The 13889-nt window shown below is 66.3% G+C and carries 10 protein-coding genes; 3 read left to right on the top strand and 7 right to left on the bottom strand.

From position 1 onward, the window contains the following. Window position 1: 1 nt before the first annotated feature. The 3 genes from hisG to CQW49_RS02680 form a co-directional block, all read right to left on the bottom strand. Complete coding sequence (hisG, locus tag CQW49_RS02690; RefSeq protein ID WP_003612496.1) at window positions 2-985, bottom strand: ATP phosphoribosyltransferase; 984 nt, start codon at window positions 983-985, stop codon at window positions 2-4. After that, window positions 982-2118 (bottom strand): ATP phosphoribosyltransferase regulatory subunit, encoded by a 1137-nt coding sequence (locus CQW49_RS02685; protein ID WP_003612497.1) that lies wholly within the window; start codon window positions 2116-2118, stop codon window positions 982-984. The genes hisG and CQW49_RS02685 overlap by 4 nt, the downstream gene beginning before the upstream one ends. A gap of 102 nt (window positions 2119-2220) precedes the next feature. Next, window positions 2221-2799, bottom strand: a complete 579-nt coding sequence (locus CQW49_RS02680; RefSeq protein ID WP_003612498.1) for a hypothetical protein — start codon at window positions 2797-2799, stop codon at window positions 2221-2223. Between the two features lie 295 nt (window positions 2800-3094). Between CQW49_RS02680 and CQW49_RS02675 the strand changes: the two genes are divergently transcribed. Next, window positions 3095-4246: an acyltransferase family protein gene (locus tag CQW49_RS02675; RefSeq protein ID WP_003612499.1), complete on the top strand. Its 1152-nt coding sequence runs from the start codon at window positions 3095-3097 to the stop codon at window positions 4244-4246. A 101-nt stretch (window positions 4247-4347) separates the two neighbouring features. Here CQW49_RS02675 and CQW49_RS02670 read toward each other — a convergent pair whose 3' ends face one another. Next, on the bottom strand, window positions 4348-4782 hold the full coding sequence (locus tag CQW49_RS02670; RefSeq protein WP_003612500.1) for an HIT family protein: 435 nt from the start codon (window positions 4780-4782) through the stop codon (window positions 4348-4350). A 368-nt stretch (window positions 4783-5150) separates the two neighbouring features. Between CQW49_RS02670 and gltB the strand changes: the two genes are divergently transcribed. Further along, window positions 5151-9809 (top strand): glutamate synthase large subunit, encoded by a 4659-nt coding sequence (gene gltB / locus CQW49_RS02665; RefSeq protein ID WP_003612501.1) that lies wholly within the window; start codon window positions 5151-5153, stop codon window positions 9807-9809. A 236-nt stretch (window positions 9810-10045) separates the two neighbouring features. Then, entirely contained in the window at window positions 10046-10336 is a 291-nt protein-coding gene (locus CQW49_RS02660) for a GIY-YIG nuclease family protein (RefSeq protein ID WP_024749336.1), read from the top strand. A gap of 193 nt (window positions 10337-10529) precedes the next feature. Here CQW49_RS02660 and CQW49_RS02655 read toward each other — a convergent pair whose 3' ends face one another. From CQW49_RS02655 to CQW49_RS02645, 3 genes are all read right to left on the bottom strand, one after another. Next, the gene (locus tag CQW49_RS02655) at window positions 10530-11459 is read right to left on the bottom strand and encodes a metallophosphoesterase (protein WP_003615565.1); all 930 of its coding nucleotides are present in this window, start codon (window positions 11457-11459) and stop codon (window positions 10530-10532) included. A gap of 100 nt (window positions 11460-11559) precedes the next feature. After that, entirely contained in the window at window positions 11560-11970 is a 411-nt protein-coding gene (locus tag CQW49_RS02650) for a hypothetical protein (RefSeq protein WP_003615566.1), read from the bottom strand. 128 nt (window positions 11971-12098) lie between these two features. Further along, a complete protein-coding gene (locus CQW49_RS02645) occupies window positions 12099-13538 on the bottom strand; it encodes an aspartate aminotransferase family protein (RefSeq protein ID WP_003615568.1) in 1440 nt (479 codons plus the stop codon). Between the last annotated feature and the right edge of the window lie 351 nt (window positions 13539-13889).

Here is a 13889-nt window from a genome sequence, read left to right as displayed (position 1 = left end):
GTCAGGCGCGATCGATCCGCGCGGAGAGGCGGCTCCACAGCGCGTTCTCGGCCGTGAACACATAATCGAGCCTGGCGCTCGTCACCGTCTGCGCGCCCTTGGCGATGAGCCAGTCGGCGAATTGCGGCGCGCCATCGGCCGGCGCGGCGAAGGTGGCGAAACCATTGTCGCCGCGTTCGCGCAGGCTCGCGCCGAATGTCTCCGCGGCTTCGCTCAGCAGCGCGTCGTCGAGCGCCGGCAGGCGGACGCGCAGCTCGCGCGTCGTGCGCGCCAGCTCTTCCGCGGCGATGCGCGAGAGAATGACGCGCGCCGCTTCCCTGGCGCGCGGCGTCCAGAGCGCCGTGAGCGAGGCGACGAGATTGGCCTGCGAGCGCAGGATCACGCCGTCGTCGAGCGTCTTCAGCGCATTGGCGACGAGCGTCGCGCCGGTCGTCGTGATGTCGACGATGAGATCGGCCGAGCCCGCCGCCGGCGCGCCCTCGGTGGCGCCGGAGCTTTCGACGATGCGATAATCGCCGATCGCATGCGTCGCGAAGAAACGGCGCGTCGTATGAACATATTTGGTGGCGACGCGCAGGCTGCGGCCGTGGCGGGCGCGAAAGCCCGCGGCGACATCGGCGAGATCGGCCATCACGCGCACGTCGATCCACGCCTGCGGCACGGCGACCACCACATCGGCGCGGCCGAAGCCCAAGGGGGTCAGCAGCTCCACGCGGCTCCCGGCGTCGGGAATGGTCTCGCGCACCAGATCCTCGCCGGTGACGCCGAGATGCGCGTCGCCGCTGGCGAGCCGCGCGGTGATCTCGGAGGCCGAGAGGAAGGCCGCCTCGGCGCCGTCGACGCCGGAGAGGCTGCCGCGATAGTCGCGCGCGCCGCGTCCCTGCGTCACCTCTATGCCGGCGCGGGCGAAGAAGGCGTTGGCGTTCTCCTGCAGCCGGCCCTTAGAGGGCACGGCGACGATGAGCTTGTCGGTCGGGGCGATCATCGCGCCTGTCCTCGCGCAGCGAGCCGGTCGACCCAGATGGCGGCGCCGACGGCGGGAATATCGGTTTTGGCGCCGAGCGTGCTCAGCAGCCGGTCGTAGCGTCCGCCGCCGAGCAGCGGCTGGCCGGCGCCGTCGGCGCGCGCCTCGAACACGAAGCCCGAGTAATAATCGAGCCGGCGGGCGAAGCTCGTGGAGAAACGCACGCTGTCGATGTCGAGGCCGCGCGCGGCGAGGAAGCTCGAGCGCGTGTCGAGCGAATCGAGCGCGTCGGAAAGATCGATCCCGGTGTCGGCGGCAAGGCGCCGCAGCGCCGACGAGGCTTCGTCGATCTGGCCCTCTATGGCGAAGAAGGCGTCGACCAGCGCATGAGTCTTGGCGCTGACGCCGGCGCCGTCGGCGAGCGCGGCCTGCTCGAGAAAGCGCTCGGCGATCTCGCCCGCGCTGCGCCCGCCCACCGCGGAAATGCCGGCGATGGAGAGCAGATCCTCGACGAGGGCGCGCGCCTCCCTGGCGTCGACCTTGGAGAGCGCCGCCAGCATGCCGGCCTGCTCCTTGCCATTGGCGGGCGGGGCAAAGACGCTCGCGAGCGGCTCGCCGCGCGCATGGCCGATCTCGACGCGCCGCCGCCACGCCGGCGGCAGATCGAGGCGGTCGAGAAAGGCGGAGACGAGGCCGGCGTCCCCGGCGCGGATCGAAAGCCCGCTCGCGCCGGCGCCGGCGGCCGCCTCGAGCGCCGCTGCGAGGATCTCGGCGTCGGCCGCCTCGCGGTCCTCGCGACCAAAGCTCTCCAGCCCGGCCTGACGCAATTCGCCGGCGCCGCGCTCGCCCTCGCCGGGATAACGGAACACCGGACCGCCATAGGCATAGGAGGCGGCTTGTGCCGCATCGCCCGAAGCGAGATAGGCGAGGCAGACGGGAATCGTATATTCGGGCCGCAGACACAGATCGGCGCCGCCGGCGTCGCTGGTCAGATACAGCCGGCCGCGAAAATCCTCGCCGGAATGATCGAGGAACACGCCCGCCGGTTGCAGAATGGACGGCTCGCAGCGCGCGAAGCCGGCGCGCGCGAAGGAGGCGAGGATCGCGTCCAGGGCCTCGCCGCTTTCGAGATCAGGTGTCGCCGGCTCGTTCACGGCCTTGGTCCCTCCGTTGGCGCCCTCCTTTAGCAAGCGCGCGTGACAGGCGCATCCGCTTTCGGGCGCGAGCGTGAACGAAAAAATTCGGAGGAAGCCCGGTCAGAAGCGGCACTCTTTCGGGAGCGCCTCGCCATTCACCGACCAATCGGCGAGCGGAAGCGTCTGCGCCTTCAGCTCGATTTTCTTGCCGTTGCGCGTTCCCTTGCCGGTCAGGAAATTGAGGTCGCAGGAGCCGCCGCCCTCGGGCTCGAGCGTGTCGCGGGCGGTGAAGGTGAGGCCCGCGACGACGAGCGCGCCATTGCGGCGCACGACGGTCAGGGTCTCGCTCCAGCGATCGCGGCCGATCGCGTCATTCTCCGATTTGATGAGCAGCGAGCCTTTGTCGCTCACGGCGAGAGAGGGGAGCGCGCCGGCCCCGCCGCCGACCCAGGCCGCATTCTTCTTCACGAAGCTCGGCTTCGTCTTTCCCTCGGGCGCATTGGGATCGACGCCGAAATAGAGATAGAGATCCGCGCCGGAGTCGCGATTGTCGACGAGAATGGCGAGATCATAGCCGCCGTTCTCCGAAAGATAGAGCGTCGTCGCCGAGAGCACGCGCTCGAGGGCGGGCGTCTGCGCGAGGGCGGGGAAGGGCGCGAGAAGCAGCGCGGTCGCGGCGAAGCGAAAAGATGTTTGCAAATCGGCTCTCCGGGAATGATCGGCGCCGCTTCAGGATGCGGGCCGTCGCCATTCTGTCAATCCCGTCGGTGGGGGAGTGAAGCTATTTCCCGCGTAACGCGTTAATCGCATCGATCCAACGTCCTCATTGGAATCCAAGGATCGCCGCGCGTCGTCGAGACTGCGTTAACGACATTCGCTAATCACGTTCGGCCGCCGTCGTTGCTCGACCCGAAAGCCTAACCTAGTCTTTCGGCGTTATCAGAGCGACGGCGGTCCTCGAAGGATCGCATCGCCGAAATTTCGAGACGCCAAAATGACTTATGTCCTCGATCGCGCCGTGGATCCCATTATCGCCGCCGCGGAGCCGTGCGCGGCCGCCAAAGCGACGACGCGCATTCGGCTCGGCGAGCTGGACGGCGTGCGCGGCTGGGGCGCCTTTTCGGTGCTGCTCTATCACTCGACCTGGGAAATTTTCGGCCAGGCGCATCCGGGCTTCCGCAGTCCCTTCGCCGGCCTGCTCTATGGGCCGCTCGACATTTGCGTCTTCTTCGTCGTCTCCGGCGCCGCGCTCGCCGCGCCCTTCTACGCCGGCGGCGGCGCGTCCTATGTCGTCTCGGCGGCGTTGCGACGCTATCTGCGCCTCACCATTCCGGTCGTCGCCGGCGCGTTGCTCGTCTATGTCGCCTCGCGACTCGGGCTCGTCGCCAGCCATGAGGCGTCGGAACTCGCGCCGAGCTTTCTCGCCAAGGACATTCTCGACCCCACTCTGGCGCAGGCGCTCAAATGGGCCTGCTGCAACGTCTACACCAAGCCGGACGTCCTCGGCCCGATCCTGCCGTTCATGTGGACGATGCAATGGGAGATGATCGGCTCGCTGACGCTGTTCCTGATGCTGGCCTTGCATCCGGCGATGAAGAAGCCGGAATTCACCATGCTCGCCGCCGCCTGCTTTCTGGCGATTCCCTTTCCCTATCTCGCCGCCTTTCTGTTCGGCGCGCTGATCGGGCGCGCGCGCGTTCTCGGCCTCGACGAGAAGACGTCCGCCTTTCTCGCGGTTTTCGATCGCGCCGGGCTGAAGATCGTCGCCGGCCTCGCGCTCTACGCGATCGCCGCGGCGACTTTGGGCAAGCGGACCTCGCATATGGAGGTGGTGATCGCGCTCGCCGCGGTCGTGCTGATCACCGGCTCGCGGCCGGTCCGCGCCTTCCTCTCCGATCATCCGCTCTCGCAGTTTCTGGCGCGCATCTCCTTCCCGCTCTATCTCGTCCATTACATCGTGCTCATCACCTTCACCTCCTGGCTGATCGTGTTCTGCGGCAAGACGCCCGAAGTCTGGCAGGCGTGGCTGATCGCCGCGGCGACAGTGGTCGTCTCGGTGGTCGCCGCGGTCGTCTTCGCGCCGGTGGAGGTGCTGGCGCATCGCGTCAGCCGGCGCTTCTCGACCTTCGTGCTGGAGGGGAAGTGACGCTCGCGTGAGCAAAAGAGCGAGCCTGAAGGCTCGCGGTCCAGGGGACGCGCTTTGGACCGCGAGCCTTCAGGCTCGCCCGCAACCAATATCGGTCAGTCTCAGCCGGGGAAGGGGCCGAGCGCGGCCTTGATTTTCTCCGCATGCGCCTTCAGCTTCTCGCTGTCGGCCATGGTTCCCGGCGGGCGCAGCGCGACGCCCTCGATGCGGGGCAGAATATGGAAATGCAGGTGGAACACCACCTGTCCGCCGGCGCTCTCGTTGAACTGCTGCAACGTCAGCCCGTCGGCGGCGAAGGCCTCCGACGCGGCCTTGGCGACATGCTGCACCCGGGCGATCAGCGCGCAAAGCGCGTCCGGCGCAATGTCCAGAAGATTGCGGGCAGGGGCCTTCGGAATGACGAGGACATGGCCATCGGCGCGCGGCATGATGTCCATGAAGGCCAGCGCGACCTCATCCTCATAGACCTTGTGCGAGGGGATTTCGCCGCGCAAGATCTTGGCGAACACATTTTCGGGGTCGTAAGCTGCGGCCATAAGCGGTCCCTCGCTCGCGGGCCTCTCGCCGCAGGGCGAGGGCGCGGCGCGTTCTTACGCCAGCCGGCGCGCCGTCGCAATCGGGCGCTCCGTTCTCACGCGAGTGCAGCGAAGCGATCCATCAGCCGTGGGGACACCCGGGTCGCGTCGCCGAGCTCCCGGCGGCGCGGCTTGAAAACTGCACCGCGGATCGCTTGTGCCGGCTGCGGAAATCTGGCAAATATATTGGCCGTTGATATGTCAGCCTTGCTGACCATTCTGCCTCGCGCCGGGACAGGATGGAGCGGTCGGACGAATTCGACGCTAAAAACGGGGCGCGACGCGGCAAAGCGGCCGAGCGGCCCCGATCTTGTCCGGGAGACGCCGCCATGACGATCGACGCCAGCGATCCCGCTCTGCCGAAGGCGCAGGGCCTCTATGATCCGTCCAAGGAGCATGACTCCTGCGGCGTCGGCTTCGTCGCCGATCTGCATAATCGCCAGACTCACGACATCGTCGAGATGGGTCTGCAGATTCTGCTCAATCTCGACCATCGCGGCGCCGTCGGCGCCGATCCCAAGCTCGGCGACGGCTGCGGCATTCTCGTGCAGATCCCGCACGGCTTTTTCGCGGAGGAGTGCGGAAAGCTCGGCTTCACGCTGCCCGCGCCCGGCCAATATGCGATCGGTCAATTCTTCCTCAATCGTGACGAGGGCGAGCGCGCCAAGGCCAAGGAGCTGATCGAGGCGGCGGCCGCGAGCCAGGATCTCGTGGTGCTCGGCTGGCGTGATGTGCCGGTCGATTCGAGCGACCTCGGCGCCGCGGTGAAGGCGGTCGAGCCGGTCCATGGGCAGGTGTTCATCGGCCGCGGTCCGTCGGTGACCGACGACGCCGATTTCGAGCGTCGTCTCTATCTCGCGCGCAAGACCGCCTCGAACGAGATTTACGCGCGCGGCGCGGTGGCGCGCGAGCATTATTCCGTGTCGGTCTCGTCGCGCACCATCGTCTACAAGGGCATGGTGCTGGTCTCGCAGCTCGGGCATTATTTCCTCGATCTGAAGGACCCGCGCTTCGTCAGCGCCATCGCGCTCGTGCATCAGCGCTTCGCCACCAACACGTTTCCGTCCTGGCGCCTCGCGCACCCCTATCGCTTCGTCGCGCACAACGGCGAGATCAACACGCTGCGCGGCAACATCAACTGGATGGCGGCGCGGCAGGCGTCGGTGGCCTCGCCGCTGTTTGGCAACGACATCGGCAAGCTGTGGCCGATCTCCTATGAGGGGCAGTCGGACACCGCCTGTTTCGACAATGCGCTCGAATTCCTCGTGCAGGGCGGCTATTCGCTCGCCCATGCGGTGATGATGCTGATTCCAGAAGCCTGGTCCGGCAATCCGTTGATGACCGAGGACCGCAAGGCCTTCTACGAATATCACGCGGCGCTGATGGAGCCCTGGGACGGGCCAGCGGCGATGGCCTTCACCGACGGCCGCCAGATCGGCGCGACGCTCGACCGCAATGGCCTGCGTCCGGCGCGCTATCTCATCACCGAGGACGGGCTCGTGGTGATGGCGTCCGAAATGGGCGTGCTGCCGATTGCCCAAGAGAAGATCGTCCAGAAATGGCGGCTGCAGCCGGGCAAGATGCTGCTCGTCGATCTCGAGCAGGGGCGCATCGTCTCCGACGATGAGGTGAAGAAGGAACTCGCGGCTTCTCACCCCTATAAGCAATGGCTCGAGCGCACGCAGATCGTGCTCGAGGATCTGAAGCCTGTCGAGCCGCGCGCCTCGCGCGCCGACGTGTCGCTGCTCGATCGCCAGCAGGCCTTCGGCTATTCGCAGGAGGAGCTCGACCTGCTGCTGTTCCCCATGGCCGTCACGGGCCAGGAGGCGGTCGGCTCCATGGGCACGGATACGCCGATCTCGGCGCTCTCCGACAAGCCGAAGCTGCTCTACACTTACTTCAAGCAGAATTTCGCGCAGGTCACCAATCCGCCGATCGATCCGATCCGCGAGGAATTGGTGATGAGCCTCGTCTCCTTCATCGGCCCGCGCCCGAATATTCTCGATCACGAGGGCTCGTCGAAGAAGAAGCGGCTCGAGGTGCGCCAGCCGATCCTCACCAATGAAGATTTGGAGAAGATCCGCTGCATCGGCCATGTCGAGGACAGCTTCGACACCAAGACGCTCGACGTCACCTATGACGCCAAGGCCGGCGCCGCCGGCATGCGCGAGGCGCTGATCCGCCTCGGCGAGCGCGCCGAGAAGGCGGTGAATGGCGGCTACAACATCATCATCCTGTCCGATCGCATGGTCGGCGCGGATCGCATTCCGATTCCGGCGCTGCTGGCGACGGCGGCCGTGCATCATCATCTGATCCGCCGCGGATTGCGCACCTCGGTCGGTCTCGTCGTCGAGACCGGCGAAGCGCGCGAGGTGCATCATTTCGCGCTGCTCGCCGGTTATGGCGCCGAGGCGATAAACCCCTATCTCGCCTTCGAGACGCTCGAAGCTTCGACCGACGAGTTTCCGGCGGACGTCGACGGTCAGACGGCGATCAAGCGCTTCATCAAGGCGGTCGACAAGGGATTGTTGAAGGTCATGTCCAAAATGGGCATCTCGACCTATCAATCCTATTGCGGCGCGCAGATCTTCGACGCCATCGGCCTCGCGCAGAGCTTCATCGACGAATTCTTCGCCGGCACGACGACGCGCATCGAGGGCGTCGGTCTCGACGAGATCGCGTCGGAGACCGTGCGTCGGCACAAGGACGCGTTCGGCGACGCGCCGATCTATCGCGACGCGCTCGATGTCGGCGGCGACTACGCCTTCCGCATTCGCGGCGAGGCGCATAGCTGGACGCCGCAGACCGTCTCGCTGCTGCAGCATGCGGTGCGGGCCAACGCGCAGGACCAATATCGGGCCTTCGCCAAGCAGCTCAACGAGCAGGACGAGAAGCTGCTCAACATCCGCGGCCTGTTCCGCATCAAGACCGCGACGGAGGACGGGCGCGCTCCAGTTCCGCTCGAGGAGGTCGAGCCGGCAAGCGAGATCGTCAAGCGCTTCTCCACCGGCGCCATGTCCTTCGGCTCGATCTCGCGCGAGGCGCACACGACGCTCGCCATCGCGATGAACCGCATCGGCGGCAAGTCCAACACGGGTGAGGGCGGCGAGGAGCCGGAGCGCTTCAAGCCGCTGCCCAATGGCGACAGCGCGCGCAGCGCCATCAAGCAGGTGGCCTCCGGCCGCTTCGGCGTGACGGCGGAATATCTCGTCAATTCGGACATGATCCAGATCAAGATGGCGCAGGGCGCGAAGCCCGGCGAAGGCGGACAATTGCCGGGCGACAAGGTCGACGCGGTGATCGCCAAGGTGCGCCATTCGACGCCGGGCGTCGGCCTCATCTCGCCGCCGCCGCATCACGATATTTATTCGATCGAGGATTTGGCGCAGCTGATCTTCGATCTCAAAAACGTCAACCCGCGCGCCAATGTGTCGGTGAAGCTCGTCTCCGAGGTCGGCGTCGGCACGGTGGCGGCGGGCGTTTCCAAGGGCCGCGCCGATCATGTGACCATCGCCGGCTATGACGGCGGCACCGGCGCCTCGCCGCTGACGTCGATCAAGCACGCCGGCAGCCCGTGGGAGATCGGCCTGGCCGAGACGCATCAGACCTTGGTGCTGAACGGGCTGCGCGCGCGCATCGCCGTGCAGGTCGACGGCGGCCTGCGCACGGGCCGCGACGTCATCGTCGGCGCGCTGCTCGGCGCCGATGAGTTCGGCTTCGCCACGGCGCCGCTGATCGCGGCGGGCTGTGTGATGATGCGCAAATGCCATCTCAACACTTGTCCCGTGGGCGTCGCGACGCAGGACCCGGTGCTGCGCAAGCGCTTCGTCGGCCAGCCCGAGCATGTCATCAACTTCTTCTTCTTCGTCGCCGAGGAAGTGCGCGAGCTGATGGCCGAGATGGGCTATCGCCGCTTCGACGAGCTCACCGGCCAGATGCAGATGCTCGACAAGGAGAAGGCGCTCGCCCATTGGAAGGCCAAGGGGCTCGACTTCACCAAGCTGTTCCACAAGCCGGCGGGCGAGGGCGGTGCGATCCGTCACAGCGCCTATCAGGATCACGGCCTCGACAAGGTTCTCGACAACAAGCTCATCGCCGAAGCGCGCGCCTCGATCGATCGCGGCGCCAAGGTGTCGATCGAGACGGCGATCCGCAATGTCGATCGCTCGACTGGCGCGATGCTGTCGGGCGAGGTGGCGCGCGTCTATGGCCATGTCGGCCTGCCGGAGGACACGATCGACATTCGTGCGACCGGCACGGCGGGACAGAGCTTCGGCGCTTTCCTGGCGCGCGGCGTGACGCTGCGGCTCGAGGGCGAGGCGAACGACTATGTCGGCAAGGGCCTCTCGGGCGGCAAGGTGATCGTCTATCCCTCGCGCGACGCCAAGCAGATCGTGCCGGAGAAGTCGATCATCGTCGGCAACACCGTGCTCTATGGCGCCATCGCGGGCGAGGCCTATTTCCGCGGCGTCGGCGGCGAGCGCTTCGCCGTGCGCAATTCCGGCGCGCTCGCGGTCGTCGAAGGCTGCGGCGATCATGGCTGCGAATATATGACCGGCGGCGTCGTCGTCGTGCTCGGGCCGACGGGGCGCAATTTCGCCGCCGGCATGTCGGGCGGCATCGCCTATGTGCTGGACGAGGATGGCGCCTTCGCCGAGCGCTGCAATCTCTCCATGGTCGATCTCGAGCCAGTGCGCGACGAGGAAATCGCGATGACGCAGAGCTATCATCAGAGCGGCGATCTCGAGCAGCACGGGCGCGTCGATGTGATGAGCGACATGACGCGCTATGACGCGGAGCGTCTGAAGCAGCTCGTCGCCAATCATCTGCGCTACACCGGCTCGACGCTCGCGCGCGCGATCCTCGATGATTGGGAGGCCTATAAGCCGAAGTTCCGCAAGGTCATGCCGGTCGAATATCGCCGAGCGCTGACGGAGATGCGCGCACGCAGCCAGTCGGGCGAGAAGCTGAAGGCGGCGGGCGAGTGATGGAAGCGCAGCGGATGAAGGGTTTCTTCGTCGCTGTGGCAGGCGGCCGTCATTGCGAGCGTAGCGAAGCAATCCAGAGCCGCGGGGCGTTTGCAAGGCTGTTTCCCTAGTCGCAATATGGGCGCGCGTCGCGAAGGGAAGACCGTGGAGATTCCGTCCCTCGGCTCTGGATTGCTTCGCTACGCTCGCAATGACGACAGCTGTCATTACGAGCAGAGCCGCAAGGTAGAGTCTCGGTGAAGCAGCCTGCCGTCTACATCATCGCCAGCAGCCGGAACGGAACACTCTATACGGGCATCACGTCGAATTTGTCGCAGCGCGCCTATCAGCATCGTGAAGGCCTCACGCCGGGATTCACCACCCGGTACGGATGCAAGCTCCTCGTGTGTTACGAATATTATGAGCGGATGGTTGAAGCGATCGCACGAGAGAAGCAGCTGAAGGGCGGATCGCGGCGTCAAAAGCTCGCGCTGATCGAATCGATGAATCCGATATGGAGCGACCTCTACGAAGATCTCGCGCGATAAGGGCTCGCACCGTCATTGCGAGCGCAGCGAAGCAATCCAGAGCCGCGGGGCGATTGCTGGGGCGATTTCCTCGCCGCAATGCGGGCGCGTCGCGAAGGGAAGACCGTCGAGAATCCGCCCTGCGGCTCTGGATTGCTTCGTCGCTTCGCTCCTCGCAATGACGGCCGCCTTTCATTGCAAAGGTTCTGACTCGTTACGGTCCGGACAATGACCGCGTCACGCCCGGGGCTTCGACCCTGATGTGCAGGATCTCCGGCGGGACGCCGAACCGGAACGGCAGCATGGTGCAGCCGAGGCCGCCGGAGACGATGAGGTGCTTCTCGTTCTCGATGATATGTCCATAGGCGTAGCGATTGCCGAATCGCGACGGGATATAGGGCGACCAGCCCATCAGCCGCACCTGGCCGCCATGCGTGTGCCCGCTGAGCGTCAGAGCGACGCGATTCGGAACCTTCGCGAAAATGTCGGGCTCATGCGCGAGCAGGATCACCGGGTCGTCGGTCGTGACCGCGGCGAGCGTTTTCGGCAGATCGTCGAAGCCGCGCCAGCGCAGACGTCCGACCGGAATCGCATGCTGATCGGCGAGACCGGCGAGCCAGAAGGAGCGATCGCCGCTCCGCAGGCGCGCGACCTCGTTCTCATAGACCGGCACGCCATTGGCCTCGAGCGCCCGGCGCGAATGCGTGGTTCCGCCGCCGTCGCGCTGCACGACGAGATCGTCCCAGACATCATGATTGCCGAGGATTGCATGGACGCCGAGCGGCGCCGACAGACGTGACAGCGCGCGCGCCCAATCGGCGGAAGGAATGGGCGTCGCGAGGCGGCGGCGGATGCCGGCGACATAATCGCCGAGCAGCACGATCACATCCGGCCGCAGCGCGTTCATGCGCTCGACGATTCCCTCGATCCGCTCGATCGACATGAAGGGATCGCAAGCGTGCAAGTCCGAGAGCGCGGCGATCTCGAGCGAGAAGCCGTTCGGCCAATCGCGCGGCGCGACTCGATAGCGCGCGACGCGCGGCGCCAGCATCGGTCCGAAGCCGAAGCCATAGGCCGTGCTCGCGAGAACCGACGCCGCGCCGCTGACGGCGGTGGCGAGAAATGCGCGGCGCGTCATGGACATCGGTTCGGGTCCTCGCTCGTGAGGAGCGCAGTCTTGGCCGCAGAATGCGCCCTAAGATTGTTTCGTTTGAGCGAATTCTGATCGGAGCGCTCTCGTCGCCTCACCAGCCGCCATAGCCGCCGGGGCAGAGCGGCGCCGAGCGCAGCCAGGGACGCGCGGGCGGCGGATAAGCGTCGGCGGCGTTGTAGGCGGCGGGCCGATACTCGTCGTCGTAATAGCGCGGAGCGTCCCACACCGGAGCGTCGAGGCGCCGGGGCGCGTAAGCGGCGACGCGGACGCGTGGGCGCGCTTCCGCGACCCAATAGCGATGCTGGTGACGCGGGGCAGGATAGATCGCCGCGGTGGAGTAACGCGGAGCCGCGGGCGACGCATAGCGCGGGCGATAGGCGGCCGCGTGCGACGCTTCCGGCCCGATTCCGGGAATGATCAGCGGATCGCGCGGCGCGGCAAGCGCACCGCCGGCCAGCAGGGTCGAAACAACAGCAATGGTGAACTTCACACTCGAACGCATGGTCGACGCCTTTCCGTCTCGAATCGGAGGCGCGGCGCGGCGGTCGTCTCAATTCGGCGCAGCCGCCTCGTCGCGCATCGAGACGCAGCAAGGCGCGTTCCCTCGCGAGGCGTCGAAAGCTCGGAGAGTCAGCCGAGCTTCGCTTTCAGCGCATGGCCGGCGAGCGTCTTGCCGAGCGACCATACGGCGCCCGGGGCGTCATGGGCGTCGGCGATCACCTTGTCGAAGGAGCGCTCGACCCAATCGCAATCGAAATCGTCGAGAGTGAGCGGCGGCAGCAGCTTGATGGTGTGATTGCCATGGCCGGCGACCTGCGTCAGCACCTTGTGCTGCTCGAACAGCGGAATGCTGATGAGCTGACAGAACAGGCCGGAGTTCACCGTCTCCAAGAGGTTCCACGCCGCTTTCAACTTCAGCGAGCGCGGCTCGCCGAACTCGACGCCGATCATCAGCCCCTTGCCGCGCACATCGTGGACGAGCTCGTAGCGCTCGGCCATGGCGCGGAAGGCGGCGAGCAGCCGCTCGCCCTTGGCGGCGGAGTTCTCGACGAGACGCTCGGCGGCGATCACCTCCAGCGTCGCGAGTCCGGCCGCCATGGCGAGATCGTTCTTGCCGAAGGTCGATCCATGCACGACCGCGCGATCCATGCGGTCGAACACCTTGTCGAAGATCCATTTGCGCGTCAGCACCGCGCCGACTGGCACATGGCCTCCCGACAGCGCCTTGGCGACCAGAACCATGTCCGGCTCGACGCGATAATGCTCGATGGCGAAGAATTTGCCAGTGCGGCCGAGGCCGGTCTGGATTTCGTCGGCGACGAGCAGCGTCCCATATTTACGGCATAGCGCCGCCGCCTCGGCGAGATAATCGTCCTTGGGCATGTTGACGCCCTTGCCCTGTATGGGCTCGACGAAGAAGGCGGCGACGTCGCGTCCGCGCAGAGCGGCCTCGAGCGCTGGAAGATCGTCGAAGGGGATCTCGCGCACATTGGGCAGAAGCGAGCCGAAGCCCTTCTTGAAGATCGCGTCGCCGTTGAGCGAGAGCGCGCCGCAGGTGAGGCCGTGGAAGGAATGGCCGCAATGCACGAGGCCGTCGCGGCCCGTCGCGGCGCGGGCGAATTTGATCGCCGCCTCGACCGCCTCGGCTCCCGAATTGGCGAAGAACGTCTTGTCGAGCCAGGGCGCATAGGCGAGCAGCCGCTCGGCGAGCAGGGCCGCCGGCACGGACACGTCGAGCTGCACCAGATTGGGGAGATCGGCGGAGAGCACGCTCATCAGCGCGGCGCGCAGCGATGGATGGTTGCGCCCGATCGCGAACACGCCCCAGCCGCTCAGGAGATCGAGATAGCGCGCGCCCTTGCGGTCGAACAAATATTGCCCGGAGCCGCGGACGAAGCCGACGTCATAGCCGATGGTTTTCAGCACGCGCACCCACATTTCGTTGAGATGCGTCGCATGCAAGTCGAACCGATCGGCCTCGCGCTCGGCGTAGCGCTCGGCGAGATCGAAATTGGGCGCGGCGTCGTCGGAAGCGATGCGGCGGTCGTCTTGCGGGGACAGAAAGGTCATGAGCTGAGGTCCTGTGGCGCGGGGCGCGACCAGCGCGCGATTTTCTCGCGGGAATTGCGATCGGTCAACCGCCCGCCGGCGACCATATTGGTTCGCGCGGCCCTGTCCAGGGGCGCCGTCGCGCGGGGGCGCACGACGATGCGAACATTTTTGTGTTGACGCGACGTAGAAGTCCGTTCTCGCCGCGGGAGCGGCGCCGGTTCGTCGCGCTCGTCACAGGATTGGACCGAGCGGGACGCATTTCGGACTCCTTCTCGACATGGCAAGCGCATGCGTACGGTAATTCGCGTAACCTGCACGCAGCCCTCTGCAACGCAACGCATTTATCGGATTCGTATCCACAACAAACGG

The sequence above is a fragment of the Methylosinus trichosporium OB3b genome, from assembly GCF_002752655.1.
GTDB lineage: Bacteria > Pseudomonadota > Alphaproteobacteria > Rhizobiales > Beijerinckiaceae > Methylosinus > Methylosinus trichosporium.
This window is presented reverse-complemented; position numbering and strand designations above follow the sequence as displayed.

What these genes read in the sequence shown, in the direction of transcription:
- CQW49_RS02670 (WP_003612500.1), bottom strand. Translation starts at nt 4,782, where the DNA reads ATGGCCGCAGCTTACGACCCCGAAAATGTGTTCGCCAAGATCTTGCGC.
- hisG (WP_003612496.1), bottom strand. Translation starts at nt 985, where the DNA reads ATGATCGCCCCGACCGACAAGCTCATCGTCGCCGTGCCCTCTAAGGGC.
- CQW49_RS02675 (WP_003612499.1), top strand. Translation starts at nt 3,095, where the DNA reads ATGACTTATGTCCTCGATCGCGCCGTGGATCCCATTATCGCCGCCGCG.
- CQW49_RS02650 (WP_003615566.1), bottom strand. Translation starts at nt 11,970, where the DNA reads ATGCGTTCGAGTGTGAAGTTCACCATTGCTGTTGTTTCGACCCTGCTG.
- CQW49_RS02655 (WP_003615565.1), bottom strand. Translation starts at nt 11,459, where the DNA reads ATGTCCATGACGCGCCGCGCATTTCTCGCCACCGCCGTCAGCGGCGCG.
- gltB (WP_003612501.1), top strand. Translation starts at nt 5,151, where the DNA reads ATGACGATCGACGCCAGCGATCCCGCTCTGCCGAAGGCGCAGGGCCTC.
- CQW49_RS02645 (WP_003615568.1), bottom strand. Translation starts at nt 13,538, where the DNA reads ATGACCTTTCTGTCCCCGCAAGACGACCGCCGCATCGCTTCCGACGAC.